Source organism: Streptomyces sp. NPDC015125 (genome assembly GCF_043080045.1).
Lineage (GTDB): Bacteria > Actinomycetota > Actinomycetes > Streptomycetales > Streptomycetaceae > Streptomyces.
Map to the genome: position 1 here is coordinate 65,237 of NZ_JBIBVF010000020.1, position 25,039 is coordinate 90,275.

Below are 25,039 nucleotides of genomic sequence, written 5' to 3' on the forward strand. Positions count from 1 at the left end.
CACCGACATGACCACTCATACCGTGCCCGCGTCTTCGACCACGACGGAACAACTCCTGTTCCTGGACCGAGCGGCGGTGCGCACCTGCGTCGCAGGTATCGACCCAGTGGCGGCGGTCGAGGACGTTTTGCGCGCCCATGCCGTCGGGCGCACTGAACTGCCGGCCGAGGGCTATACGTCGTGGACCAACTCTCAAGGGGCATACTGCCGTTCCATCGCGATGCTCGGATCGGTCCGCGACGCCGATCCGGCCGCCCCGACGGCGTACGGCATGAAGCTGATCAACGCCGCCACCTCCAATCCCGCCCAAGGCATGGACCGCGCGGGCGGTGTCAGCTTCCTGTTCGACCCCGAGACCGCGCGCCCGGCGGTCCTGGCCGAGGCTGCCTACCTCTCCGCGCTGCGCACCGGCGCGTACACCATGTCGAGCCTGCGCCACCTCGGCCCGCAGCAATTTGAGGAGGTGACCCTCATTGGCTGCGGCGCCCAGGCCCGCACCCACGCCGAACTGCTGGCCCGCTACTTCCCCGCCGTCGGGGCCCTGCACGTCCACGACCTACTGCCGGAGCGCGCGACCGCGTTCGCCACCTGGGTGGAACGCAGCGGACTGCCCTTCACGGTGACCGCGCACAGCCAGGCCGCCGAGGCCTCGGCGGCGAGCACGGTCGTCATCACCTTGACCATCACCGACACCGGCTACCTCACGCCGGACGACCTGCGGCCCGGCACATTTGTCGCCCATGTGTCCCTGGACGATCTGCTGCCCGAGGTGTTCGACCGGGCACAGGCGTTGTACGTCGACGATGTCGAGCTGATCCGCGAGAATCCGCGCCGCGTCCTGGGCCGGCTGCTGGGTGAGGGACGGGTGCTGGCCCCCGGGACCACAAAGCCCGGGACCACCACCATTCGCGGCAGCCTCGGCGACGTCCTCACCGGAGCCGTGCCACCCGAGCGCCCCGGCGACGGGATCGTCGTCAGCAACCCGTTCGGGATGGCCGTCCTCGATGTCGGCCTGCTGGCCCGGGTGCACGCCCGTGCCGCCGCCGAGGGCCACGGAACCCACCTCGACCTCCTGGGAGCCGACCGATGAGCAACCCCCACGGCCTGTACACCTTGGCCGACCTCGACGACGACAGCATCCAGCGCATCGTCTGCAGGACGATCGAGATCCACACCGACCGAAGCGCTCACACCCGCCCGCTGACCGGGCTGGTCACCGGGCTCCTCTTTACCAAGACATCCACGCGCACCCGCACGGCTTTCACCTCTGGCACCATCCGGCTGGGTGGCGCGCCGATCGCCTTCGGCCCCACGGACCTCCAGACCAACACGGGGGAGTCCGTCGCCGACACTGGCCGCATGCTCGCCGGGATGATCGATCTGCTCGTCGTACGCACCGCAGGCCCGATGCACGAGCTGCGGGAGCTCTCCGGAGGCGGCGAACTCCCTGTAGTCAACGCGATGTCCGCGGAAGAGCATCCCACTCAGGGCCTGGCCGACCTGGCCACGCTGATCCACCACTTCGGCGGTCTCGACGGCGTCCGTGTGCTGTACGTCGGCGAGGGCAACAGCACCGCCATCGCGCTCGCCCGGGTGCTCTCCCGGCAGCCCGGCTGCCACGCCGTGTTCGCCTCACCACCCGGCTACGGGCTGCCGCAGGCCGTGCTGGCCGAGACCGCGGCCACCGCGGCGCGGCGCGGCGGCTCCGTCATCGAAGTGAACGATCCGGACGGCGTGTCCGGTGACGTACACGCCGTCTACACCTCTCGTTGGCAGACGACGGGCAGCAGCAAGCCTGGCCCCTACTGGCGAGACGCCTTCCGGCCCTTCCACGTCGACGCCGCTCTGATGGACCGCTGGCCCGGCGCGGTGTTCTTGCACGACCTGCCGGCCCACCGGGGCGAGGAGGTCTCTGGCGAGGTGCTGGACGGCAAGTCCTCGTTGGCCTGGATGCAGGCGCAGTTGAAGTCCTCGGGCGCGATGGCCGTTCTGGAATGGGTGGCCACCGCGTGAGGGCGGCGGCCCTGATCCGTACCGAGCGGGGGGCGCCGCTCGCCCCCGCCCAGCACAGCCTCTGGTTCCTTGACCAGCTCACCGGGCCCTCCAGCGAGTACATCCTGCCGTTCGCGCATCGGCTGCGCGGGCCGCTGGACACGACGGCCCTGGAGAGCGCCCTGAACGCATTGGTCAAGCGGCACGAGACCCTGCGTACCCGGATCGACCAGGTGGACGGCGAGCCGCGGCAGAAGGTGCTGCGGCACCGCCCGGCATGGCTGCGGCAGCTGGATCTCTCGGAGGACCCGTCGCGGGCCACGGAGTTGGCGGCCGACTTCGCCCTGCGCCCGTTCGACCTGGCGGGCGAGGGCCCGCTGCGTACCCTGCTCGTCCGGTTGGGCCCGCAGGACCATGTGCTGGTCTGCTCGCTGCACCACATCTGCTGCGATGGGCTGTCGCTCGCGGTCCTGGGCGAGGAGCTCGCCGCGCTGTACCGGGCCGCGCTTCATGGGCAGCGTCCCGAGGAGGCCCTGCCGCCGCTGCCGCTCCAGTACAGCGACACCGTCCTCAGCCGCGCCGAGCGGGCCGACTCCACCGCAGGACGGCAGGCGCTGGAGCGCTGGCGGGATCTGCTGGCGGGCGCGGAGCCTCTGCGGCTGCCCACCGATCGGGCCAGGCCCGAGATCCGTACGGCCCGTGGGGACCGCGTCGAGGTCCTCATCCCCGCCGAGGTCACGCGCGCGGCACGGGCGGCCGCGGGCCGCCACCGGGTGACCGCCTACATGTTGCTGCTGACAGTGTTCGCGATGCTGCTGCACCGTCGCGGCGGCGGCCGGGACCTCTGCGTCGGCACCCCCGTCTCCGGCCGCGCCGGCCGTGAGGAAGAGGCCCTGATCGGGCTGTTCACCAACACCGTGGTGCTGCGCCTGGACCTGTCGGGCAGCTGGGACCTGGCGGAACTGCTGCGCAGGGTACGCGGCCGGGCCCTGTCCGCCTACCAGGACGGCCATGTCCCCTTCGAGCACGTGGTGGACGAACTGCGGCCACCCCGTGATCTGTCGCGCACTCCGCTCTTCCAAGTGATGTTCAGTTTCCAGGACTTCGAGGAGGACGCCCTCGCACTCGAAGGGGTGCGCTGCACGCCCTGGGACATCCCGGTAGGCAGCAGCAAGTTCGACCTGGAACTGGAACTCGGCCGGGACGGCGATGAGCTGCGCGGCTTCCTGGAGTACAGCACCGATCTGTACGAGGCGGCCACCGCCCGCCGGATGGCGGACGACTACCTCGCCCTGTTGCGGGAGGTCCTGGACCTTCCCACCCCTACTTCTTCCCCCGAGGAGCCCGAACGATGAGCGAGATTGCTGTGGAGACCGCGTACCAGGTTGTCGTGAACAACGAGGAACAGTACTCCCTGTGGCCCGTGGACCGGGCGCTCCCGGCCGGCTGGCGGGCCGAGGGGACCACGGGCACACGCCAGGAGTGCCTGGACCGCATCGCGGTGGTCTGGACCGACATGCGTCCGCTGAGCGCCCGCGCATGACCGCGCTCTCCGCAGCCGACGCCGCAGTCGCCCGCCGCGCGGACACCGTGCCCGCACTCCTCGCGGACATGGCCCGCCGCACGCCCGGTGCCCCCGCGCTCATCACACCAGCACGCACCATCAGCCACAGCGAACTCGATTACTTCACGGCATCTCTGGCTGAGGTCCTGAGGGAACACGGCGTCGGCAGGGGGCAGCGGGTCATGGTGCTCGCCGACCGTACGTGGCAGGGCGTGGTGAGCCTCCTCGCGGTGCTGCGCGCGGGCGCCGCCTATGTGCCCGTCGACCCGGCCGACCCGGAGGACCGGTTGCGCCTCGTCGTCGAGCTCACTGCACCGGCTGCCGTCCTGGGCCGGGCCGAGCTGCTCGCCGCGTTGCCCGGCCTCGGCATCCCCCTGATCCCCGCCGCGGTGCCGGACGGCTTCCCTGCCGGGATCCCGGCAGCGCCCCCAGACTCCCCGGGGGCTGTCGCCGAGTTCCCGTCACCCGACGATCTCGCGTACGTCATGCTCACCTCCGGCTCCACCGGCACCCCCAAGGCCGTGCTGGTGCCGCACCGCGCTGTCACCTCCGCTGCCGGGTCGCTCGTCCCGCTCTTCGGCATCACCCCAGCCGACCGGGTCCTGCACTGGACCTCGCTGATCTGGGACACCAGCAGCGAGGAGATCTATCCCGCCCTGCTCAGCGGCGCGGCGCTGGTCATCGACGGACGGGTCGAGGCACGCTCCATACCCGCTCTGCTCGCAGTCCTGCGCGAGCACCGCATCACGGTGGTCGATCTGTCGACAGCGATGTGGAACGAGCTCGTGGAACATCTGGCTTCCGGGCACGAGGAGTTGTTCCCCGACCTGCGGCTGGTCGTCATCGGCGGCGAGGCGGCTCAGGCCCGTACCGTACGGCTCTGGTCCGAGTGCGTCCCGGACCGGGTCCGGCTGCTCAACACGTACGGGCAGACCGAGACCGTGATGGTCACCCACGCGGCGGAACTCGGTGGCCCGGCCGGCCGAGCGCTCCAGGACAGCGATCCGGTGCCCATCGGCCGCCCGCTGCCCCACATCCGCCAGGCCCTTGTCACCCGGGGACCCGGTCAGGGTGAACCGGCCGAGCTCTGGATCGGTGGCCCCAGCCTCGCCTGGGGATACGCCGAGCGGCCCGCCCTCACCGCGGCGGCCTTCCGCCCCGCCCCAGGCGAGGACGGTGGCGGGCGCTTCTACCGCACCGGCGATCTGGTGCGGCCCCTGCGCGATGGCTCGTTCGCCCACGCGGGCCGCGTCGACCGCCAGCTCAAACTGCGCGGAGTGCGGGTCGAGCCCGGGGAGGGGGAGCGGGCGATCATGGCCTGTCGAGGAGTCGCGGCAGCCGCCGTTTTCCCCGTGGGCAACGACCCGGAACACCTCAGGCTCTTCGGCGTGTTCGTACCCTCGGGCACGGCCCCAGCCACCGAGCGCGAGGTGGCGGAGTACTGCGCTCGGCGGCTGCCGAGAGCCCTGCTGCCGCACCGGATCATCGCTCTGACCGCGCTGCCCATGCTGCGTACGGGAAAAGTCGACCGGGCGACGTTACAGGCCCACTTCACCGCCGAAGCGACATCCGCCGAAGCGACATCCGCTGAGGAGATATCCGCCGGGACGACGTCTGCCGGGCAGCCGCTTACCGCCCGTCTCGCCGAGTTCTTCGGCGAGAGCCTGGGTGCTTCCTGTGGCCCCGATGACTCGCTCTTCGAACTGGGCGGTGACTCGCTGACCGTGACCCGGCTGATCTCCCTCGTCTACCGGGAGCTGGCGGCCGAGCTGACATTCCACGACGTATTCGATCACCCGAGCCCGCGCGAGCTGGCCCAGTTCATCGGAGGCTTCGCACGATCCCGAGGAGAGCACCAGTGACCAACCCCAGCGCCCCCTCGAACCCTGAGGCGCCCTCCCTCGCCCAGCCCTACCACTACCGCCGTCAGGAGCTGGTGGAACCCGACTGGCGCAGGCTGCCCGGCTGGCGGGGCGTCACCGCCGACGAGTGGCACAGCGCCCAGTGGCAACGGGCCCACTGCGTCAAGAATGCCCAACAGCTACGGGCGGTGGCCGGCAACGGGCTCGACGAGAAGTTCTACGACGATCTGGCGGAGGACCAAGGGCACATGGCCACCATGGCCATGTTGGTGACGCCCCAGATGCTCAACACCATGGCACCGGAGACCGCCGCCGACTCCGAGAGTTACAGCGACGCCTTCTACGCCGATCCGATACGCCGCTACATGATCCCGGTCCGCTCCGACCGCGACCCGTGGTGGCCCAACCACCCGCTGTCGTCCCGGGACTCCCTGCACGAGGCGGAGATGTGGGTGGTCGAGGGACTGACCAGCCGCTACCCCACGAAGGTGCTCGCCGAACTGGTCTCCACCTGCCCGCAGTACTGCGGCCACTGCACCCGGATGGACCTCGTCGGCAGCTCCACGCCCAGTGTGGACAAACAGCGGCTGCTGCTGCGCCCCGCCGACCGGCAGGAGGCGATCCTCGACTATCTGCGCCGCACCCCGGGCGTCCGCGACGTCGTGGTCTCCGGCGGCGATGTGGCCAATGTGCCCTGGCCTCAGCTGGAGTCGTTCCTGATTCGGCTGCTGGAGATCGATACCGTCCGCGACATCCGGCTGGCCACCAAGGCCCTGGTGGGACTGCCCCAGCACTGGCTCCAGCCGAAAGTGGTGGCGGGCCTGGAGCGCGTCGCCGAGGTCGCCGCCAGGCGCGGGGTCCACCTGGCCGTCCACACCCACGCCAACCACACCCAGTCGGTAACGCCGCTGGTGGCCGAGGCCACCCGGGCATTGCTCCACGCCGGTGTCCGCGACGTACGCAACCAGGGCGTGCTGATGAGGGGCGTCAACGACAGCGCGGCGGCCCTGCTCGACCTGTGCTTCGCGCTCCAAGGTGAGGCGGGCATCCTGCCTTACTACTTCTACATGTGCGACATGGTGCCCGGCGCCGAGCATTGGCGGACCTCGCTCGCCCAGGCACAGGAGCTCCAGCACGCGATCATGGGCTATCTCCCCGGATACGCCACTCCGCGCATCGTCTGCGACGTGCCGTACGTCGGCAAGAGGTGGGTGCACCAGGCCGTCGAGTACGACCGGGAACGCGGCATCTCCTACTGGACGAAGAACTACCGCACCCGGGCCGAACTCGACGACTCTGATGCCCTGACCCGCCGCTACCCCTTCTACGACCCACTGTCCACCCTGCCCGAGAGCGGGTGGCGCTGGTGGGAGATGAACGTTACGGCGCAGGAGCGCCAGGCATGTGCCTAGCGCCCCCAACTCGTGGAGGGTCAGGCCTACCGGTAGCCGGTGAGACCGTCCGCCAGCTCCTCCGCGTCGCCGTCGCGCTGCGCGTACAAGGCCTGCTGGAGGGCGAAGGTGCCACGGATCGCGGTGATTCGCTCGGCCACTCCGCCGTCGTCCCAGTCGCCGAGCGCGAGCACTCGGCCGAGCAGCTCCTCGCCATAGCTGGCCCCGACGGCGGCCAGGTCCTCGGCCGGGTCGCCGACGGTGACTTCGTCCCAGTCGACGACACCGCTCAGCTGCGGCACGCCGCCCGAGATCTCCCACAGGACGTTCTCGCCGCCGAGGTCACCGTGAACCACAGCGGAGGTGAGACGTGGGAGCGCGTCGAGCGCGGCGAGCTCGCGCTCGGCGCGCTCCCGCCCGCTGTCGGACATCAGCGGGAACAGCTCGGCGCGCACCCCCGCTGCGAAGTCCTGCCACTCCCCCTCGGGAGCCGGCGGCAGCGCGGCGCGCACCTTCTCGTCGTTGCCCGCGGCGGCAAGCCCGGACAGGAGGGTGGCGTACTGCGTCGCCACCGCCTCGGCCACCTCGGGCCTGCCGAGCGCGTCGTCCTCCAACGGCGCTCCGGGGACCCGGCTCAGAACCAGGTACGGCGGTTCGTCCGTACCCTGGGCGCCGCCCTCGCCGAGCGGCCGCGGGGTGTTGAAGCCGAGGTCGAGGCCGGCGAGGGCGCGCAGCGCGGCCGCCCGCTCGGGCAGCCGCGCCGCGGCCGCCTCGGTGCGGGCGAAGCACACCACCCGGTCCGAGCCGATCACCACATGGTGGAACTGTCCCTGATGGACGGTGAGTTCGTCCGCCTTGTCGTCGGGCAGCAGTCGGCTCAGCAGATCGCGGTGCGTCTCAATGGTTCCCATGGTGAGTGAACTCTCCACTTCTCAGGCTTTCGCAAGCTCTCATCTGATGTGCAGTGACGTGCTGAATCATCTGAAGCAGGGGTATGACGATGGATCCGGTTGAATACGAGACACTGCGGCACATGTGGTTCCCGGTCGCCCGGGTCGCCGACATCGAGAACGGCGTCGCGAGCGGCAGCATTCTCGGCGAGGAACTCGTGGTGTACGGAGACGAGCGTTCCGTCACGGTTGCGGAAGGCTTCTGCCCGCACCGGGGCGTGGCGCTGCGGCTGGGACAGCTGCGCGAGGGCGCCCTGGAATGCCCCTACCACGGCTGGCTGTTCGAGGCAGGGAACGGGCGGTGCACGCGCATTCCCTCGTTGCCGCCGGGGCGGGGCAGGCCGCATGCGGCGCTGCGTACCTATGCCGCCGAGATCTCCTACGGCCTGGTGTGGAGCTGCCTCGAGGACCCCTTTCTGCCCTTGCCGCGGCTGCCCGAGTATGTCGACGAGGCATGGCAGCTCGGCGCAGGCGAGCCGTACACCCTGAACTGCGGTATGCGGCAGCTGACGGAGAACTTCCGGGACAAGGCCCATTTCCCCTTTGTGCACGCGGAGACGATGGGCGACGTGGACCAGGTGGTGGAGTCCTATCGCATCGTGCGGGACGGCTGGCGGCTCGGCTGGTCCTCCTCGCTGGGCGCCGAGGGGATTCCCGAGGAATTCAGCCATCATCTGGACTACCGCATCACCCTTCCTGTGTTCGCGTCGATCTGCGTCTCCTCGCCGTCCGGCGGGCGCCGACTGGTCGCGCAGGTGACCACTCCGGTCTCGGCGGACGGGCTGCGCGTACGGCAGTTCTGGCTGGCCGGTACGGACGCGGTGTCCACCGCGCAGGGGGCGGAGCTGGCCGATGTGCTCGCTTATGAGCGGCAAGTCTTCGAGGAGGACCATCCGATCGTGGAGAACCAGCGGCCTGTCGAAGCGCCCTTGGATCTGTACTCCCAAGTGCACACCCCGGCAGACAAGTTCAGCATCACCTACCGGCGGGTGTACACGGAGTTGCTGGAGAGCTACAAAGCGAGGCAGTGAGAGGTATGGCAGTGACAGGCGCGGCTGTGACATGGGTATACGGGTCCCGGGGAGTCGCTCAGGGCTGCTGGAGGGGGCGCGGGGCGTCGAGGCCGAGCCGCCACACCAGTTGGGCGACATGCACCCGGTCACGCAGCTTCAGCTTGGCCAGGATGCGTGAGACATGGCTCTTCACCGTCGCCTCGCTGAGCTGGAGGTTACGGGCGATCTCCCGGTTGGTGCGGCCGCCGCCGATGAGGAGAAGCACCTGCCGCTCGCGCTCGCTGAGCAGCCGGAGTTCCATCGGCTCGTCCGCCTGGCGGGGGACCAGATGGAAGTTTCCGACGAGACGGCGGGTGACATCGGTCGGCAGGAAGGCGCCGCCCGCCGCGACGGCCCGGATCGCGGCCCCGAAGTCCTCGCGCGGGGCGCTGAGCGGAAGATAGCTGCGGACTCCGGCCGCGAGCGCCGCGCGCAGCAGTTCGTCGGTGTCGCTTTCGGCCACCATGACGGTGCCGCTGGATACCCCGCTGGGTAGCCGGCAGACCGCCGCGACGCCGTCGGGGACCACTAAGGAGGCTCCGGCGACCAGGACGTCCGGCGCCAGCAGGGCCGACTGATGCGCCAGCTCCTCGCGGTCGACCGCCGTCCCTACCACGTCGGCGTCGGCGATCTGCGAGAGCAGGACGAGCAGCCCGTTCCGGTACACATCCCTGTCCTCTGCCAACAGAATCCGGACTCGGGTGCCCGGTTCCTCCTCAGCCGACTCGTACAGCCAACGCGATGCGGCTTCGCTGACCCAGATCTGTCCCACATCTCCCCCTTGTGTCATTTCGGTGTTCCAGCAACGCCCCCTGGAAACGTCAGTAATTCTAGATCCAAAAGTCGAAAGCTGCTTTACTGTGAGTTTAGTTGACTGAGAATCGGCAGGGATTCTCAACTGTGAACCTGTCCCGCCCCTCATCGTGGAGCTTTTGGTGAGGCAACTGCGCAGGTCAGGGTATTGCATATGCCGCGAGCCAGACCCCATAAGCGCAGGTCCCCATGTGGCCGATGTAGATGCTTGACAACTGTTGCATGTGTAATGTATTTGCGATTACTTTTCCGTTGAATTTCGACTCTCGGGTATGTCCTGTGAATTCATTCATAGGTATCAGGTCAATGGAGGTTTAACGTCGTGAAATATATGGTAGCGGGGAGCGCCCCTTACGGCCGAGGGCTCCTCGGCGCCGCCGCACTGCTCGTCGCAGGGATCGTGGCCATCCCCGCAGCGACACCAACCGGAACCGGTCAGGGCGCCCGGGCAGCGGTCTCCGCAGCCGACTCCACGGCCACGGCGCGCAACGTGATCCTGCTGATCGGCGACGGCATGGGGGACTCCGAGATCACCCTCGCCCGCAACTACACGGTGGGCGCGGGAGGCAGGCTCCACATGGACCGCTTCCCGATGACCGGGACGTACACCACCTACTCCGTCGACACGGACGGAGAGCCGAACTACGTCACCGACTCCGCGGCGAGCGCCACCGCCTGGGCCACCGGCCACAAGACACTCAACGACCGGATATCCAAGACCCCGGACACCGACCGCGCCGTCCCGACCATCTTGGAGCTCGCCCAGCACGGCGGGCTCGCCACCGGCAGCGTCACGACCGCCGAGCTCACCGACGCCACCCCCGCAGCCATCGCCGCGCATGTCACCGACCGCAGCTGTCAGGGCCCTGCCGACATGGCGCTGTGCCCAGCGGACGCCCGGGCCGAGGGCGGCCCCGGATCCATTGCGGAGCAGACTGTCGCGCACCAAATCGACGTCCTCCTCGGCGGCGGCAAGCGGCGCTTCGACCAGACCATCACGGAGGGCCCCGAGCGGGGCGCCACTGTGCTGCACCGCGCCCGTCAGCGCGGCTATCAGGTGGTGACGAACGCCAGGGGCCTGGACGCCGCACGCCCCGGACAGCCGGTGCTCGGGCTGTTCGCGCCGGAGGCTGTACCGGTCGAATGGACCGGCAGACCCGCCGCGGCCGGCGGCACGGCGCCACAGCGCTGCGTGACTGCCAACCCCGAGCGCTCCGGGCGCACCCCGAGCTTGGAGGCCCAGACGCGCAAGGCGATCGGCCTCCTCGAAGTCGGGGCGCGGCAGAAGGGACAGGGCAAGGGCTTCTTCCTCCAGGTTGAGGGTGCCTCCATCGACAAGCAGAACCATGACGCGGACCCCTGCGGCCAGATCGGCGAGACCGCCGCCTTCGACCGAGCCGTCAAGACCGCCAGGGAGTACGCCACACAGCACCCCGACACCCTGGTGATCACCACCGCCGACCACGGGCACAGCAGTCAGATCGTGCCGATGGCCGCCAGACCTGCAGGTCTGTCCGCGACGCTCGTGACGGACGAGGGGGCCCTGATGAAGGTCAGCTACGCCACGCACGCGGGTGAGGAGGGCCAGGAGCACAGCGGCGTACAGGTCCGCATCGCGGCCGAGGGTCCCCAGGCCCACCGGGTGCTCGGCGCCACGGACCAGACCGAGCTCTTCACCACCCTCCGCACCGCACTCGACTTGCACTGAGCTCCCGCCGCCCCCATGGGGATGGCGAGATGCAGGAGTAATGCCCCGGCCCGGGCGGGCGTGCACGGGACCGAGATCAACCGATCGCGCGTCCTCTGCGCGCCCGCCCCGCCCCGCCGCGCCTCAGCAGAAGCGCAGGAGTCCACTGCCTGCGTCCGCTTGGAGCTTCCGACCGCCACGCACAACTGCTTTCGCATGCATCATCGGGGGCCATGCTCAAGATGCTGATGCGCCAGGAGGTGATACACGGTGGCGGTCGTCACCCGCTTCGCCTTCTCGCGGGTGATTCCCAGGTCAGCGGCCATGTCCTTTAGCGTCCGCTGTCCCGCCGGGGTATTCCACAGCGCCACTGCGTCCGTCCGGAACTGCCGGGTGTATATCCGCCCGGCCAGGTGAACCGTATTCCCGGACAATGAAGATCCGCCATCAGAATGTCCGCACCGCAAGGGCGCTTCCATCCCGAGGAAGACCCGATGCGATGACTGCGCGAGTGTGTGGTTCCACCGGCGTGCGCGCCGCGTTTCCCCTGCTGGCGGACGACGCTCGGGCGAAGGTTGAGCCGAGCTTCACGGGACGTACGGGGAGGCGCGCCAAGGACCTTCGGGGCACTCTGAATGCCATCCTCCACAAGACGCGTACCGATTGCCCCTGGAGTAGCTTGTCCTCTCCACCCGGCAATTTTGCCGGCGTGTGGCAGTGATGGATGAAGACGGGCTTCTGGGGGCAGCTCATGGACACACCGACTGACATGCAGGGGGAGTCGCTCCCTGACGACGGAGTGACACGTCCGCCGCTTGAGATTCGAGGGAGGGGTGGCCCCCGGCCCATGCAAAGTCGAGAGCTGTCCCCCAGAACTGGCGGTCTGTGCAAGCCCTCCGACTACAAGATCTCCCCCTTCGAGCTGGAGAGCGCACTGCTGGAGCACGAGGCGATCGCCGAGGCCGCCGTGGTGCCGGCCCCCGATCCGCTGCGGCCGGCCGTGCCCAAGGCGTATGTCGTGCTGGCGGCCGGGTAGTCGCCCGGCCCGGAGACCGCGAAGGCGATCTTCGCGCACTCCCGCGACATACTGGCCCCCTACAAGCGCATTCGGCGGCTGGAGTTCGCCGAACTGCCCAAGACCGTCTCCGGCAAGATCCGCCGTATCGAGCTGCGGGAGCGCACCGCGCAGGGCGACGGCAGCGCCGAGTACCGCGAGGAGAACCACCGATGAGCGAGCCGCACCACGAACTGTCGTACGCCTGCGGGGGCGCCGAGCAGCCGCTGCTCGGGCACACCATCGGGACCGATCTGGCCCGCACCATCGCCCGGTTCGGCGACCGCGAGGCGCTGGTCGAGGTGGCGAGCGGCCGCCGCTGGACCTACACCGAACTGGGTCGCGCGGTCGACGAAGTGGCGCTCGGCCTGCTGGCCAAGGGCGTCGGCAAGGGCGACCGGGTCGGCATCTGGGCGCCCAACTGCGCCGAATGGGTCCTCGTCCAGTACGCCACCGCGCGGATCGGCGCCATCCTCGTCAATGTCAACCCCGCCTACCGCGTCCACGAGTTGGCGTATGTGCTGCGACAGGCCGGCATCTCCCTCCTGGTCTCCGCGACGCACCACAAGACCAGCGACTACCGCCGGATGATCGAGCAGGTGCGCGCCGAGAGCCCGGCGCTGCGCGAAGTGGTCTACATCGGCGACCCCAGCTGGGACGGGCTGCCGGCGGCAGGCGCCACCGTCGGGCACACCCGGCTCGCCGAGTGCGAGCAGACCCTCGCCGCCGACGACCCGGTCAACATCCAGTACACCTCGGGTACCACCGGCTTCCCCAAGGGCGCCACCCTCTCCCACCACAACATCCTCAACAACGGCTACTGGGTCGGCGAGACCGTCGCCTACACCGAGCACGACCGGGTGTGTCTGCCGGTGCCCTTCTACCACTGCTTCGGCATGGTCATGGGCAACCTCGGCGCCACCTCGCACGGCGCCTGCATCGTCATCCCGGGCCCCGCCTTCGACGCCGCCACCACCCTGAGGGCCGTCCAGGACGAGCGCTGCACCTCCCTCTACGGCGTCCCCACCATGTTCATCGCCGAGCTCGACCACCCCGACTTCGCCACCTACGACCTCACCTCCCTCCGTACGGGCATCATGGCGGGCTCGCCGTGCCCCGAGGAGGTGATGAAGCGGGTGGTCGCCGAGATGAACATGACCGAGGTCTCCATCTGCTACGGCATGACCGAGACCTCCCCGGTCTCCACCCAGACCCGCCGTGACGACGACCTCGCCCACCGCACCGCGACCGTCGGCCGGGTGCTGCCGCACATCGAGGTGAAGGTCGTCGACCCGGCGAGCGGGGTGACCGTGCCCCGCGGCGCCCCCGGCGAACTGTGTACCCGCGGCTACAGCGTGATGCTCGGGTACTGGGAGGACCCCGAGCGCACCGCCGAGGTCATCGACGCCGACCGGTGGATGCACACCGGCGATCTCGCGGTGATGAACGACGACGGCTATGTCCGGATCGTCGGCCGCATCAAGGACATGATCATCAGGGGCGGTGAGAACGTCTACCCGCGCGAGATCGAGGAGTTCCTCTACTCCCACCCCAAGATCGCCGATGTCCAGGTCGTCGGTGTCCCCGACGAGAAGTACGGCGAGGAGATCGCCGCCTGCGTCATCCTCCGCGACCCCGAAGACCCGCTCACCCGCGATGAGTTGGACCGCTACTGCCGCTCCCGCCTCGCCCACTACAAGGTGCCGCGCCACCTCCACCTCCTCGACGCCTTCCCGATGACCGTCAGCGGCAAGGTCCGCAAGATCGAGCTGCGCGAGCGGCTGGCCAAGGAGCTGGGGCGCGTCTCGCCGTGACCCCCGCGCCCGGGCGCCCGGCGGGGCACGGCGACGCGCGCCGTGCCCCGCCGGGAGGGCGCGTGACGGGCGAGTACCCGGCACGGCACCCGCCCCGCTTCCGCCTACCCGCAGGTCATGCCCCGGTCGGCAGATTCCCCCCGGCCGGCCGATTTCCCTCCGCCGGCCGATCTCCCTTGGGTGGGTTCCCCTCGGACGGTCCCCCTTGGGCGGAGTAGATCACCAGCGTCTGTTCCGGCTGTTCGGCCAGGTGAAAGGCGGTGTACGCGTAATCGACCGGTGCGCCTCCCGGGCGGCGTAGCCGTTTCCGTCCGCCGCGCCGGGCCTGTACGTCGTACCGCGGCCACCAGGCGGACACCTCCGGGCTGCCGGCCTTCAGCTCGTCGATCAGCCGGGTGAAACGGGCGTCGCCGGGGTGGTGTGCGGCCAGCGTCCGCAGCCGGGCGAGCAGGCCGCGTGCCTCGGGCTCCCAGTCGACCAGCACGTCCCGGGCCGCGGGTTCGAGGAACACCCAGCGGGCGAGGTTCGCCGGCCGGTCCGCCGCCGTGAGATGCACGAACAGCTCGCCGGCCGCCTGGTTGTGGCTGAGCACGTCATAGGTGCCGTCGATGATGTACGCCGGATTGGGCTGCAGCAGGAGCGGGACGGCCGCCACCTCGGCAGGGAGCGGCTCGGGCTCCGCGGCCTCGGCGGCGGGCGGGTGACCGGCGAGCCGGAAGAGGTGTCCGCGTTCGTGCCGGTCGAGCCGCAGCGCGCAGGCGAGGGCGTCGAGCACCTGGTCCGAGGCGCGGATGTCCCGGCCCTGCTCCAGGTACGTGTACCAGGTGGCGCTGATCCCGGCGAGCAAGGCGAGTTCCTCGCGGCGGAGTCCCGGGGTCCGGCGCCGGCCGGTCGGTGGCAGGCCGACCTGACCGGGGGTGAGTCGCTCCCTGCGGCTGCGCAGGAAAGCGCTCAGCTCACGGCGTTGATTCGGCTGTTTCGGCATGGTGGATGGCATCCCTGGTTCCAGAATAAACCGGCTCTGGATACCAGGCTAAAGCCTCGGCAGACTGGTGCCGAGGGAGGAGCCCTCACCGATGGAACGACAAGAAAAATTAGGAAAAGGAGGGACGATCATGTCGGGGATCAACGGCAAGGTCGTGGCGATCACGGGGGCCAGCAGTGGCATCGGCGAGGCCACCGCACTGCTGCTCGCCGAGCGAGGCGCACGGCTCGTCCTGGGTGCACGCCGGAGCGAGCGCCTGGCGGATCTGGTGGCCCGGATCGAAAAGGCCGGTGGTGCGGCGGTGCAGATCCGTACGGATGTGACCCGGCGCGACGACCTGCACGCCCTGGTCGCACTGGCCCGTGAGCGATTCGGCCGGCTCGACGTGCTGGTCGGCAACGCCGGGCTCGGCACCATCTCGCCACTCGATGATCTGAAGGTCGACGAGTGGGACCGGATGGTCGACGTCAACATCAAGGGCGTGCTGCACGGAATCGGCGCCGCGCTACCGGTCTTCCGGGCGCAAGGCGCCGGCCACTTCATCACCACGGCCTCCACGGCCGCCTTTCGCGTCGTGCCGGCCATGGCGGTCTACGCCGCCACGAAGCTCGCGGTCCGCGCGCTGTGCGAAGGCCTGCGCCAAGAAGCCGGCGACTCCCTGCGGGTGACCACCGTCTCGCCCGGACATGTGGCCACCGACTTCGCCGAGGCATCAACGAATCCGGAGGTCAGGGCCCGGATCAAGGAGTCCAATGACCGGATCGCCATCCCGCCCGAGGCGATTGCCCGGGCCATCGCCTTCGCGATCGAGCAGCCGGCCACCGTCGATGTGAACGAGATCGTCGTCCGGCCCACCGCCCAGAGCTGACGCCGCTGCCCGCAGGGCACGCCCGTCCCGCCACACGAGACGACGCGCCCGGACGGCTGTTCAGGCCCGCCGCTCACCCGGCCAGTCGAGCAACAGACGCTGCGCGCGGGGAAGCGAAGCGACCACGAGGTCATAGGAGTCCTCGATCATGTCGAGGACGAGCCGGTCGGGGAGGGTGCCGTCCAGGGAAACGGTGTTCCAGTGGCGCTTGTTGAGGTGATAGCCGGGCACCACCTCGGGGTGTGCCGCACGCAGCCGCTCCGCCAGCTCGGGCTCACATTTGAGGCTCACGGTGAGCGGCGCATCCGGCAGCGCCGTGAGCGCGAAGATCTTTCCGCCGACCTTGAAGGTGGACACGTCCGGGTGCCGCGGAAAGGGGAACTCCTCGACCGCGCCTTGGAAGTCCAGACAGAGGGCCCGCAGGGCATTCGCGTCGATCATTCCGTCATTGTGCAGGCGAGCCGCGGCATACCGGTTCACGTCCCGCTGCCCGCGCCGCCGGCCTCCCGCCTCATGCACACCCGCGGCCAGCGGTCGAGTCCCAGCGTCGCCTCGTGGGCGCGGATGGCCCGCAGGCCCGGTGTGAGTTCGGCATCGGTGAGGGTCCGGAATCCGATGCGGGCGTAGTACGGCGCGTTCCAGGGCACCTCGGCGAAGGTGGTCAGGGTGAGCGGGAGCGGGGCCGGGCCGCCTTCCCGTTCCGCCCGGTCGATCAGTGCCCGGCCGATGCGGCGGTGGGCGTGCTGCGGGTGGACCGATACCTGCTCGATGTGGGTGCAGCCGTCGACCGGTTCCCAGAGCAAAAAGCCGAGTGGCCCTCCGGTGCCGTCGGTGGCTGCCGCCCCGCCCGCTTCTTCCTCGTACGCCGCCAGTGCCCGTCCGGCGCGCTGAAACGCCGTCAGCCGGGCAAGGGATGGTGGTTCGGCGTCCGCGATCGTCGCCATGCCGAGTCCGCGGAATGCCGAACCGGCCGCGCGCTCGATGCTGCGCAGGGTGGGCAGCTCGGGGAGGGAGGGGATATGGATGAGCACGGTGTCAGTGTCGCCGGTGCGGGCGGGGGAGGCGAGCGGATTTCCGTGGTCGGCTCGCCGCCAGGTCGGTCGACCGGCGGCCGGCCCTCAGTCGCCCGGCCCTCGGCCCTGGGCCGCCCGGCAGCGCAACCGTCGGTCGTCCGTCGCCCGGCGGCGCGGGGCGGCAGCATCACCGGCCCGTCGCGCCATACTTGATCAGTTCGTCGGCCGGGTCGTTGACCGGTTGCGGGGTGCCCGTGAGGTCCATGACGAACAGCGGGATGTGCAGGTCGTCGGCGCGGGAGCGGGCGTCGTGGGCATAACCGGCGAGCGAGAAGAAGACCGCGATGGCCGAGGCGTTCAGGCCGTTGAGCCAGACGCATTCGATCTCGCGCAGCTGGGTGGCGCGGGTGGTGGGGTCGACCTGGGCGACCACACCCGTACCGCGGAGGTCCACGCCGGAGGCGGTGCGCTCCTGGGTCCGGGCGGCATCGGCGTAGCCCAGCCACTTCAGATACTGCTCGGCGGCGGTGACACAGTCGCGGGCCGTACGAATCGTGACCGGGCGGAAGGCGGGCCGCAGGGCGGGGCGCGGAGTCTCGGGGGCGGGGGCCGGTGCGCGCCTCGGTGCGGGCGGGCCGAACGACGGGAAATTGGGGGGTGGTTGGACCGGTGCGGGTGCGACGGGGACCCGTACGACGGTGCCGCAGGCGCAGCCGGACTCCGGCGCCGGCCACTCGTCCTGCCGTCCGCAGACCTCGCAGCGCACCTCCACCCAGGAGGCCTGCCAGGTGCGGTGGAGTATCTCGACGGGCACCCCGCCGCGCAGCACGGGCAGGGTCAGCGGGGCACCGCACGCGCACGGGAAGGTGGGCGGGGTGAAGGCGTTCTCGCGGCGGCACGTGGGGCACCGCACCGGCACGCTGTCGGCCATGGTCGGCTCCTGGCAGGTCGGGCGGCAGACAGGTCGGATCTGCTGCTGCTCCCATGGTCTCTCCAAAATCGGGCGCAGGGGGGGCGATTTGCGAGGAGAGCCGCAGGTGGGGGAGAACCGCGGGGGAGCCACGGCGCACGGGGGGGAGCGCACCGCGGCGCGCAGGGGCCGTCCGGCAGGGCGGGCGCCACGCACGCGGGGGCAGTCGGGGCAGGCACACTCAGGGCCCGGAATCCGTGACCGTACGGATTCCGGGCCCGCTGTGGTTCCCGTCCGGCGGCGCGAGAATCGGGCGCGACAGGACATCGCGCCGCCGGACGGAGTCTGTGGGGGCCGGGAGGGAGGCGGCGGGCTCCGCGGTGGGGGAGAGGCCCGCCCTTCCTGTCGGGCGGGCACGGCCACCGCACTGGCTCTCCCCGGGTACCGCGGAGCTCGCGCTCCCTCTCCGTACCGGCCGGCCACCCCTCAAACGGGCCGGCCGTTACGGATGCGCAAGGATGCCGACCTCCCGTCAGTCCTCGCGCAGTTCACGGACCCTGGCCTCGACGCGCGCGCCGTAGTCCGGGTCGGCGGCGTGGAAGTGAGCGAGGTTCTTCTCGATCACGTCGTCGCGGCCGACCTGGGAGAGGCCGCCGGCGATGTTGTCGACCAGACGGGTCTTCTCGTCCTGCGACATCAGGCGGTAGAGCTCACCGGCCTGGAAGAAGTCGTCGTCCTTGGTGTGCGCCGGGGCCTCGTGGGTGCCGGTGTGGCCGGAGACGGCGAGCGGGGCGGAGAGTGCCTCGTCGCTCTGCACCGGGCCGCCGTAGGAGTTCGGCTCGTAGTTCTTGGCGTGCCGGTCGTAGCGGTTGGCGGCCATCAGGCCGTCCCGCCCGTAGTTGTGGGCCTCGGTCGCCTTGGGGGCGTTCACCGGCAGCTGGGTGTGGTTGACGCCCAGACGGTAGCGGTGCGCGTCGGCGTAGGCGAAGAGCCGGCCCTGGAGCATCTTGTCCGGGGACGGGCCGATGCCGGGCACGAAGTTGTTCGGCGAGAAGGCCGACTGCTCGACCTCGGCGAAGACATTGTCGGGGTTGCGGTCCAGGACCAGTCGGCCGACGCGCTGCAGCGGATAGTCGCTGTGCGGCCACACCTTCGTCAGGTCGAACGGGTTGAAGCGGTAGTTCGCCGCCTCGGCCGCCGGCATGATCTGCACATACAGCGTCCAGGAGGGGTAGACGCCCCGCTCGATGGACTGCAGCAGATCGGTCTGGTGGCTGTTCGGGTCCTTGCCGGACAGCTCGGCGCCCTGCTCGGCGTCCAGGCAGCGGATGCCCTGGTTCGTCTTGAAGTGGTACTTGACGAAGAAGGCCTCGCCCTCGGCGTTCGTCCACTGGTAGGTGTGCGAGCCGTAGCCGTTCATATGGCGGTAGGAGGCCGGGATACCGCGGTCGCCCATCAGCCAGGTGACCTGGTGGGTCGCCTCGGGGGAGTGCGCCCAGAAGTCCCAGACGTTGTCCGGCTCCTGCTTGCCCGTGAAGGGGTCGCGCTTCTGGGAGTGGATGAAGTCGGGGAACTTGATCGGGTCCTTGATGAAGAACACCGGGGTGTTGTTGCCGACGAGGTCGTAATTGCCCTCTGCGGTATAGAACTTCAGGGCGAAGCCACGCGGGTCACGGGCCGCGTCCGGGCCGCCGAGGCTGTCCGCGACGGTCGAGAAGCGGATGAACGTCTCGGTGCGCTTGCCGACGGTGTTGAGGAAGTCGGCGCGGGTGAAGCCCGTGACGTCGTCGGTCACCTCGAAGTAGCCGTAGGCGCCGGAGCCACGGGCATGCACGACACGCTCCGGGATGCGCTCGCGGTTGAAGCGGGCGAGCTTCTCCAGCAGGTGCTGGTCCTGGAGGACGAGCGGGCCGCCGGCGCCGGCGGTGGCGGAGTTCTGGTTGTCGGCGACGGGGGCGCCAGCCTCCGTAGTGAGAAAGCGCGCCGTCAGCGTGGGCTTCGACATGGTGACCTTCCGTACGAGAGCGCGGAAGTCGGCTTCCGCTGTCGGAGCGTAAGAAGGGCTCCGACCAAACGTCAACAGTTTGTTGAAACAAACCTGGGTGGTATCCGGGGGTATTCCGGGCGGCGGCCACGCCTGGGCGCGACAGGACAGATGTCGGCGCAGCCGCCGCCCGGAAGCCGGAGGGGACCTGTTCAAGATCTTCGGGGAGGGGGCCTGCTCAACGCCCCCTGGGCGCACTCGTACGCGGGGCCGGCATCCGCGCCGCCACCCTGGGCTCAGTGTGCGGCGGGGTGTCCGGAGAGGCGTTCGACGCCGCGCAGGAGGGCGGAGTGGTCGAGGCCGCCGTCGCCCTGGGCGCGCAGCGAGGCGACGAGGGAGGCGACGAGGGTGCCGACGGGCAGGGCGGCGCCGACGGTGCGGGCGGCGTCGGTGACGATGCCCATGTCCTTGTGGTGGAGGTCGATGCGGAAGCCGGGGCGGAAGTCGCGGTCTTTGAAGTTGTCCTTCTTGCGGGCCAGGACGGTGGAGCCGGCCAGGCCGCCGCCCAGGACGTCGAGGGCTGCGGTGAGGTCGACGCCGGACTTTTCGAGGAAGACGACGGCTTCGGCGCATGCCTGGATGTTGACGGCGACGATGAGCTGGTTGGCGGCCTTGACGGTCTGGCCGGCGCCGTGGGGGCCGCAGTGCACGAGGGTTTTGCCGAGGGCTTCGAGCAGGGGGCGGGCGGCGTCGAAGTCGGTTTGCGCGCCGCCGACCATGATGGACAGGACGGCTTCGACGGCGCCGGCTTCGCCGCCGGAGACGGGGGCGTCCAGCACGCGGATGCCCTTGTCGGCGGCGGCGTGGGCCAGGTCGATGGAGGTCTGGGGGGTGATCGAGGACATGTCGATCAGCAGGGCGCCGCGCCGGGCGTTTTCCAGGATGCCGTCGGGCCCGTAGGCGATGGCTTCGACCTGGGGGGAGGCCGGGACCATGGTGATGATGACGTCGGCGTCGGTGACGGCTTCGGCCAGGGAGGCGGCGGCGGTGCCGCCCGCTGCCGCGAGGCGCTGGAGTTTGTCGGCTTCGAGGGTGTGGCCGGTGACCTGGTAGCCGGCCTTGATCAGGTTTTCGGCCATGGGGGAGCCCATGATGCCGAGACCGATCCACGCGATCTTGGGCAGGTTGCTCATCGGGGTGCCTCTTTCACGGTTTTCACAGTGCGGGAAGTCGTCAGGAGCGGGCCGCGCGCAGCGGGGCGGGGAGCCATTCGAAGGCGCCTGCGCTGGGTCCGTCGCCGGGCTTGTACTCCAGGCCGGTCCAGCCCTGGTAGCCGGCCTTCTTGAGGCGGCCGAGCAGATCGGTGAAGTCGAGGTCGCCGGTGCCGGGGGCGCCGCGGCCGGGGTTGTCGGCGATCTGCACGTGGGCGGTCTTGGCGGTGTAGCGGTCGATGACCTCGGCCAGGTCCTCGCCGTTCATCGACAGGTGGTAGAGATCCATCAGGAAGCGGGCGTTGTCCAGCCCGGTGGCCGCGTTCACCGCATCCACCACCTCGATGGCCTTCGGCGCGCTGACGATCGGGCAGTGGGGCGACTCCGGCGCGTTCAGCGCCTCGATCAGCACCGTCCCGCCCACCTCCGCGACCGCCCGTGCGGCGAACGCCAGATTCTCCAGCGCCAGCGCATCCTGCTCCGCCGCGGAAACGCCCGCGACCCGATTGCCGTACAGGGCGTTGAAGGCCGTGCAGCCCAGTGAGCGGCCGAACTCCACCGCCACCGGCACATTCGCCCGGAACTTCTCCGACTCCTCGCCCGGGACCGACAGGGCTCCGCGGTCCGGGCCCGGTAGCTGCCCGGCGTAGAAGTTCAGGCCCACCAGCCGCGTCCCCGCATCCGTCAGCGCAGTGCGCAGCGCATCCAGCTCCGCCTGCCCGGGCACCGGCGCGTCCACCCACGGCCACCACAGCTCCACCGCCGTGAAGCCCGCCGCCCGCGCGGCCGCCGGCCGCTCCGGCAACGGAAGCTCGGTGAACAGGATCGACAGATTGACGTTGAAGCGCGTGTCCGTGAAACCCATCAGGCCCGGCACTCCCTTCCGGATAGTGGAACTATTTTTCTGCGTATTGGAAGGTTGCCTGGCGGGCTCACAGGCTGTCAAGGGGGCTCCGGAGCAATTTCTGGTGGCCGGGCCCTACCGCGCGTAGGTTGAGCGGCGTGCGATTGAGAGTGGAGTTCACGACGGAGCCGTTCGACCTGGACGAGGCGCCCGCGCATGCGGTGGTGGCGCGGGATGTCGTCACGGGCGCGGAACTGGACGCCGTCGACGTCGGCCCGTTCGGCAACACGGCGGAGGGGGAGGCCGAACAGGTGCTCGGCGCGGTGGCCGCCCTGCTGCGCGAGTCCCTCCAGGCGGGTGCCACCCGGGTCTCCCTGCAGGTCAATGTGATCCGGGAGGCCGGGCAGGGCGAGGGGGAGGCGACGTGACGGAGCCCGCCGACCACCCGTTCGTCCAGGCGGTCAAGCCACTGGTCGACGCGATGGGCGGACAGATGATCGCGCCGGACCAGGCGCAGGGCGACGACGTCGTGCTGACCTGGGAGGGGCAGGACCGGGTGGCCGTACGGCTCCCGCACCTGTCGGATTCGCTCGACCACCTCCTCGCCGAGCTCCAGCGCCGGCACGGCATGCCGCTCGCGGAGCTGGACCGCAAGACCAAGCAGTCGGTGGTGCGGATACTGGAGTCCCGCGGAGCCTTCTCGGTCCGCCACGGCGTGGAGACGGTCGCGGGTGCCCTGGGGGTCAGCCGCTTCACCGTTTACAACTACCTGAACAGGGATGACGCGGCGAAGGGCACCGACTGAGGGCGGAGCGGCCAAGGGTCCGCTCCCGCCGCCGGAGCCGTCGTCCCGCATCTCCGGGCGGTGGCGTGTGTGTCGCCGAGTTTTCAACAAAGTGTTGACGTGTTGTTGCCGGGGGTCTTAGCTGTTTCCAGCCAAGCAACGCTGTCCAGCACCAGGCCACGGAGGCTTCCCGTGTCTTCGAGTTCACCACGCTCGACGGGGGACACCCCCGAGCCCACGCCGGGACTCACCCCGTTCAACACCGCCGACGACAGTGCGGCCAGGGCCGTACTGCACGGGGTGTGTGCCAGCCGGGCATGGGGAAGCAAGGTTCTTGCGCGGCGTCCCTACGCCACCGCCGATGCCCTGTTCGCCGCGAGCGACGCCGCCATGGCGGAGCTGAGCGCACCGGACCTGGCCGAGGCGATGGCCGGGCATCCGCCGATCGGCCGGCCGAAGCCGGGCGACCCCACCTCGCGCCGCGAGCAGAGCGGGATGGCCGGCGCCTCCGAAGAGCTCAAGGCGGAGATGCTCGGACTCAATCTGGCCTACCAGGAGAAGTTCGGGCACGTCTTCCTGATCTGCGCCTCCGGCCGGACCGGAGAGCAGCTGCGCGACGCCGTCCGTAACCGGATCGACAACACGCCGGAACAGGAACGAGAGATCGTTCGTGCGGAACTCGGCAAGATCAACCGCATCCGCCTGACCCGTATCGCCGAGCACGCAGAAGGAGACGCAGCATGAGCAGCGAGACGGCCGCACGGACGTCGGTGTCCACGCACATCCTGGACACCAGCGTGGGCCGCCCCGCGGAGGGCGTCGCCCTCACGCTCGCGGTGCGCTCCGGCCGCGACGGCGCCTGGGCCGCCCACGGCGCTTCCACGACGGATGCGGACGGACGCTGCAAGGATCTGCCGGCCCTGCCGGAAGGCACCACCCATGTGCGCCTCGACTTCGCCGTCGAGGAGTACTTCGTTTCCCACCAGCACCGCGCACACCACAAGGCAACCCAGCAAGCCGAGGAACAGCAGGACGCCCCCCGCGTAAGGGACAGCGGAGCTTTCTTCCCGGAGGTGGCGATCACCTTTGCCGTCACGCCGGGCGAGCACTATCACGTACCGCTGCTGCTCAACCCGTTCGGCTACTCCGTATACCGAGGGAGCTAGCACCGACATGACTGCCCAATCCCGCCCGGCCCGCCCGGTGATTCTCGGCCAGAACCAGTACGGCAAAGCGGAGAACCGCGTCGTCAAGATCACCCGCGACGGCGACACGCACCACATCAAGGACCTGAACGTCTCGGTCTCGCTCTCCGGCGATCTGGAAGAGGTCCACCTCTCCGGCTCCAACGCCCACTGCCTGCCCACCGACACGACCAAGAACACCGTGTACGCCTTCGCGAAGGAGTACGGGATCGAGTCGGCCGAGCAGTTCGGCATCCACCTGGCGCGGCACTTCGTCACCAGCCAGGAGCCGATCCACCGGGCCCGCATCCGGATCGAGGAGTACGCCTGGGAGCGGATCGCCACCTCCGACGCCAACTCCCGCTTCATCGGCGCCGACGAGGTCCAGCACTCCTTCGTCCGCAAGGGTCAGGAGACCCGCCTGACCGAGATCACCTACGACGGTGAGCAGTGGCAGGTCATCTCCGGGCTGAAGGACCTGGTGGTGATGAACTCCACCAACTCGGAGTTCTGGGGCTACGTCAAGGACAAGTACACGACCCTGAAGGAGGCCTACGACCGCATCCTGGCCACCGAGGTCTCCGGCCGCTGGCGGTTCAACTGGACCGACGACGCGCAGCGGATGCCGAACTGGGAGCGTTCGTACGAGCAGGTCAAGAAGCACATGCTGCAGGCGTTCGCGGAGACCTACAGCCTCTCGCTCCAGCAGACCCTGTACCAAATGGGAGCGCGCGTGATCAATAACCGTGCGGAGATCGACGAGATCCGCTTCTCGCTCCCGAACAAGCACCACTTCCTGGTGGACCTCGAACCGTTCGGGCTCAAGAACGACAATGAGGTCTACTACGCGGCCGACCGCCCGTACGGCCTGATCGAAGCCAGTGTTCTGCGCGACGGTGTCGAGCCCAAGATCCCGGTGGATCTGACGAACCTCTGAGCGGCTCCGGCACAACGCCGTGCCTCGCCCGCCCCTCCCCACCCCGCAGCGGGGAGGGGCACGCGAAACCCGAGGGGAATGACCACCCATGGCACCGCACCCGCACCACCCCGCGCCACCGGTGGCTCTCTCGCTCGGCG

General features: G+C 69.8%; 24 protein-coding genes and 1 pseudogene. 16 read left to right on the forward strand and 9 right to left on the reverse strand.

What is annotated here, in order from left to right:
• Positions 1-7: 7 nt before the first annotated feature.
• Genes ACF088_RS31180 through ACF088_RS31205 form a run of 6 tightly spaced genes read left to right on the forward strand, consistent with a single transcriptional unit; the run spans position 8 to position 6,830 of the window.
• Complete coding sequence (locus ACF088_RS31180; RefSeq protein ID WP_392379233.1) at positions 8-1,090, forward strand: hypothetical protein; 1,083 nt, start codon at positions 8-10, stop codon at positions 1,088-1,090.
• Complete coding sequence (locus ACF088_RS31185) at positions 1,087-2,013, forward strand: ornithine carbamoyltransferase (protein ID WP_392379234.1); 927 nt, start codon at positions 1,087-1,089, stop codon at positions 2,011-2,013. The genes ACF088_RS31180 and ACF088_RS31185 overlap by 4 nt, the downstream gene beginning before the upstream one ends.
• Positions 2,010-3,347, forward strand: coding sequence for a condensation domain-containing protein (locus tag ACF088_RS31190; protein ID WP_392379235.1), 1,338 nt, complete (start codon positions 2,010-2,012; stop codon positions 3,345-3,347). Before ACF088_RS31185 ends, ACF088_RS31190 begins: the two co-directional genes overlap by 4 nt.
• The gene (locus ACF088_RS31195) at positions 3,344-3,535 is read left to right on the forward strand and encodes an MbtH family protein (protein WP_392379236.1); all 192 of its coding nucleotides are present in this window, start codon (positions 3,344-3,346) and stop codon (positions 3,533-3,535) included. The genes ACF088_RS31190 and ACF088_RS31195 overlap by 4 nt, the downstream gene beginning before the upstream one ends.
• Complete coding sequence (locus tag ACF088_RS31200) at positions 3,532-5,418, forward strand: non-ribosomal peptide synthetase (RefSeq protein WP_392379237.1); 1,887 nt, start codon at positions 3,532-3,534, stop codon at positions 5,416-5,418. Before ACF088_RS31195 ends, ACF088_RS31200 begins: the two co-directional genes overlap by 4 nt.
• A complete protein-coding gene (locus ACF088_RS31205; protein WP_392379238.1) occupies positions 5,415-6,830 on the forward strand; it encodes a KamA family radical SAM protein in 1,416 nt (471 codons plus the stop codon). Before ACF088_RS31200 ends, ACF088_RS31205 begins: the two co-directional genes overlap by 4 nt.
• 26 nt (positions 6,831-6,856) lie before the next feature.
• On the opposite strand, the gene vph is transcribed toward ACF088_RS31205, so the two are convergent.
• Complete coding sequence (gene vph, locus ACF088_RS31210) at positions 6,857-7,720, reverse strand: viomycin phosphotransferase (RefSeq protein WP_392379239.1); 864 nt, start codon at positions 7,718-7,720, stop codon at positions 6,857-6,859.
• 89 nt (positions 7,721-7,809) lie between these two features.
• Between vph and ACF088_RS31215 the strand changes: the two genes are divergently transcribed.
• Positions 7,810-8,790 (forward strand): Rieske 2Fe-2S domain-containing protein, encoded by a 981-nt coding sequence (locus ACF088_RS31215; RefSeq protein ID WP_392379240.1) that lies wholly within the window; start codon positions 7,810-7,812, stop codon positions 8,788-8,790.
• 58 nt (positions 8,791-8,848) lie between these two features.
• On the opposite strand, the gene ACF088_RS31220 is transcribed toward ACF088_RS31215, so the two are convergent.
• The gene (locus ACF088_RS31220) at positions 8,849-9,478 is read right to left on the reverse strand and encodes a LuxR C-terminal-related transcriptional regulator (RefSeq protein WP_392379241.1); all 630 of its coding nucleotides are present in this window, start codon (positions 9,476-9,478) and stop codon (positions 8,849-8,851) included.
• Positions 9,479-9,955: 477 nt separating this feature from the next.
• On the opposite strand from ACF088_RS31220, the gene ACF088_RS31225 reads away from it, so the two are divergent.
• The 3 genes and pseudogenes from ACF088_RS31225 to ACF088_RS31235 all read left to right on the forward strand — a co-directional run bounded on the left by ACF088_RS31225 (position 9,956) and on the right by ACF088_RS31235 (position 14,179).
• On the forward strand, positions 9,956-11,332 hold the full coding sequence (locus ACF088_RS31225; protein WP_392379335.1) for an alkaline phosphatase: 1,377 nt from the start codon (positions 9,956-9,958) through the stop codon (positions 11,330-11,332).
• Between the two features lie 868 nt (positions 11,333-12,200).
• Positions 12,201-12,542, forward strand: a pseudogene (locus tag ACF088_RS31230) (AMP-dependent synthetase); the annotation flags it as partial.
• The gene (locus ACF088_RS31235) at positions 12,539-14,179 is read left to right on the forward strand and encodes an AMP-binding protein (RefSeq protein ID WP_392379242.1); all 1,641 of its coding nucleotides are present in this window, start codon (positions 12,539-12,541) and stop codon (positions 14,177-14,179) included. The pseudogene ACF088_RS31230 and the gene ACF088_RS31235, both read left to right, overlap by 4 nt.
• A 115-nt stretch (positions 14,180-14,294) precedes the next feature.
• Here ACF088_RS31235 and ACF088_RS31240 read toward each other — a convergent pair whose 3' ends face one another.
• Positions 14,295-15,164 (reverse strand): helix-turn-helix transcriptional regulator, encoded by an 870-nt coding sequence (locus ACF088_RS31240; protein WP_392379243.1) that lies wholly within the window; start codon positions 15,162-15,164, stop codon positions 14,295-14,297.
• A gap of 130 nt (positions 15,165-15,294) precedes the next feature.
• Here ACF088_RS31240 and ACF088_RS31245 point away from each other — a divergent pair, with 130 nt between their 5' ends.
• The gene (locus tag ACF088_RS31245) at positions 15,295-16,032 is read left to right on the forward strand and encodes an SDR family oxidoreductase (RefSeq protein WP_392379244.1); all 738 of its coding nucleotides are present in this window, start codon (positions 15,295-15,297) and stop codon (positions 16,030-16,032) included.
• Between the two features lie 60 nt (positions 16,033-16,092).
• Here ACF088_RS31245 and ACF088_RS31250 read toward each other — a convergent pair whose 3' ends face one another.
• From ACF088_RS31250 to ACF088_RS31275, 6 genes are all read right to left on the reverse strand, one after another.
• The gene (locus ACF088_RS31250; protein WP_392379245.1) at positions 16,093-16,473 is read right to left on the reverse strand and encodes an MmcQ/YjbR family DNA-binding protein; all 381 of its coding nucleotides are present in this window, start codon (positions 16,471-16,473) and stop codon (positions 16,093-16,095) included.
• 35 nt (positions 16,474-16,508) lie between these two features.
• A complete protein-coding gene (locus ACF088_RS31255) occupies positions 16,509-17,063 on the reverse strand; it encodes a GNAT family N-acetyltransferase (protein WP_392379246.1) in 555 nt (184 codons plus the stop codon).
• Positions 17,064-17,232: 169 nt separating this feature from the next.
• Positions 17,233-17,976 carry a hypothetical protein gene (locus ACF088_RS31260; protein WP_392379247.1) on the reverse strand — a complete coding sequence of 248 codons (744 nt, stop codon included), beginning with the start codon at positions 17,974-17,976 and terminating at the stop codon, positions 17,233-17,235.
• Positions 17,977-18,487: 511 nt separating this feature from the next.
• Positions 18,488-19,945: a catalase gene (locus ACF088_RS31265; protein WP_392379336.1), complete on the reverse strand. Its 1,458-nt coding sequence runs from the start codon at positions 19,943-19,945 to the stop codon at positions 18,488-18,490.
• Between the two features lie 290 nt (positions 19,946-20,235).
• Positions 20,236-21,132: a 2-hydroxy-3-oxopropionate reductase gene (locus ACF088_RS31270; RefSeq protein ID WP_392379248.1), complete on the reverse strand. Its 897-nt coding sequence runs from the start codon at positions 21,130-21,132 to the stop codon at positions 20,236-20,238.
• A gap of 40 nt (positions 21,133-21,172) precedes the next feature.
• Positions 21,173-22,015: a TIM barrel protein gene (locus tag ACF088_RS31275; RefSeq protein ID WP_392379249.1), complete on the reverse strand. Its 843-nt coding sequence runs from the start codon at positions 22,013-22,015 to the stop codon at positions 21,173-21,175.
• A gap of 137 nt (positions 22,016-22,152) precedes the next feature.
• Between ACF088_RS31275 and ACF088_RS31280 the strand changes: the two genes are divergently transcribed.
• From ACF088_RS31280 to pucL, 5 genes are all read left to right on the forward strand, one after another.
• Positions 22,153-22,422, forward strand: coding sequence for a hypothetical protein (locus ACF088_RS31280; RefSeq protein WP_392379250.1), 270 nt, complete (start codon positions 22,153-22,155; stop codon positions 22,420-22,422).
• Positions 22,419-22,799, forward strand: coding sequence for a helix-turn-helix domain-containing protein (locus tag ACF088_RS31285; protein WP_392379251.1), 381 nt, complete (start codon positions 22,419-22,421; stop codon positions 22,797-22,799). The genes ACF088_RS31280 and ACF088_RS31285 overlap by 4 nt, the downstream gene beginning before the upstream one ends.
• A gap of 171 nt (positions 22,800-22,970) precedes the next feature.
• The gene (gene uraD / locus ACF088_RS31290; RefSeq protein ID WP_392379252.1) at positions 22,971-23,522 is read left to right on the forward strand and encodes a 2-oxo-4-hydroxy-4-carboxy-5-ureidoimidazoline decarboxylase; all 552 of its coding nucleotides are present in this window, start codon (positions 22,971-22,973) and stop codon (positions 23,520-23,522) included.
• Positions 23,519-23,944: a hydroxyisourate hydrolase gene (gene uraH, locus ACF088_RS31295; RefSeq protein ID WP_392379253.1), complete on the forward strand. Its 426-nt coding sequence runs from the start codon at positions 23,519-23,521 to the stop codon at positions 23,942-23,944. The genes uraD and uraH overlap by 4 nt, the downstream gene beginning before the upstream one ends.
• A gap of 7 nt (positions 23,945-23,951) precedes the next feature.
• Entirely contained in the window at positions 23,952-24,899 is a 948-nt protein-coding gene (gene pucL / locus ACF088_RS31300; protein WP_392379254.1) for a factor-independent urate hydroxylase, read from the forward strand.
• The last annotated feature ends 140 nt before the right edge of the window (positions 24,900-25,039 follow it).

Coding starts and splice junctions, on each gene's coding strand:
- ACF088_RS31180 (WP_392379233.1), top strand. CDS start 8: ATGACCACTCATACCGTGCCCGCGTCTTCGACCACGACGGAACAACTC.
- ACF088_RS31185 (WP_392379234.1), top strand. CDS start 1,087: ATGAGCAACCCCCACGGCCTGTACACCTTGGCCGACCTCGACGACGAC.
- ACF088_RS31195 (WP_392379236.1), top strand. CDS start 3,344: ATGAGCGAGATTGCTGTGGAGACCGCGTACCAGGTTGTCGTGAACAAC.
- ACF088_RS31200 (WP_392379237.1), top strand. CDS start 3,532: ATGACCGCGCTCTCCGCAGCCGACGCCGCAGTCGCCCGCCGCGCGGAC.
- vph (WP_392379239.1), bottom strand. CDS start 7,720: ATGGGAACCATTGAGACGCACCGCGATCTGCTGAGCCGACTGCTGCCC.
- ACF088_RS31215 (WP_392379240.1), top strand. CDS start 7,810: ATGGATCCGGTTGAATACGAGACACTGCGGCACATGTGGTTCCCGGTC.
- ACF088_RS31225 (WP_392379335.1), top strand. CDS start 9,956: ATGGTAGCGGGGAGCGCCCCTTACGGCCGAGGGCTCCTCGGCGCCGCC.
- ACF088_RS31235 (WP_392379242.1), top strand. CDS start 12,539: ATGAGCGAGCCGCACCACGAACTGTCGTACGCCTGCGGGGGCGCCGAG.
- ACF088_RS31240 (WP_392379243.1), bottom strand. CDS start 15,164: ATGCCGAAACAGCCGAATCAACGCCGTGAGCTGAGCGCTTTCCTGCGC.
- ACF088_RS31245 (WP_392379244.1), top strand. CDS start 15,295: ATGTCGGGGATCAACGGCAAGGTCGTGGCGATCACGGGGGCCAGCAGT.
- ACF088_RS31250 (WP_392379245.1), bottom strand. CDS start 16,473: ATGATCGACGCGAATGCCCTGCGGGCCCTCTGTCTGGACTTCCAAGGC.
- ACF088_RS31260 (WP_392379247.1), bottom strand. CDS start 17,976: ATGGCCGACAGCGTGCCGGTGCGGTGCCCCACGTGCCGCCGCGAGAAC.
- ACF088_RS31270 (WP_392379248.1), bottom strand. CDS start 21,132: ATGAGCAACCTGCCCAAGATCGCGTGGATCGGTCTCGGCATCATGGGC.
- ACF088_RS31275 (WP_392379249.1), bottom strand. CDS start 22,015: ATGGGTTTCACGGACACGCGCTTCAACGTCAATCTGTCGATCCTGTTC.
- uraH (WP_392379253.1), top strand. CDS start 23,519: ATGAGCAGCGAGACGGCCGCACGGACGTCGGTGTCCACGCACATCCTG.
- pucL (WP_392379254.1), top strand. CDS start 23,952: ATGACTGCCCAATCCCGCCCGGCCCGCCCGGTGATTCTCGGCCAGAAC.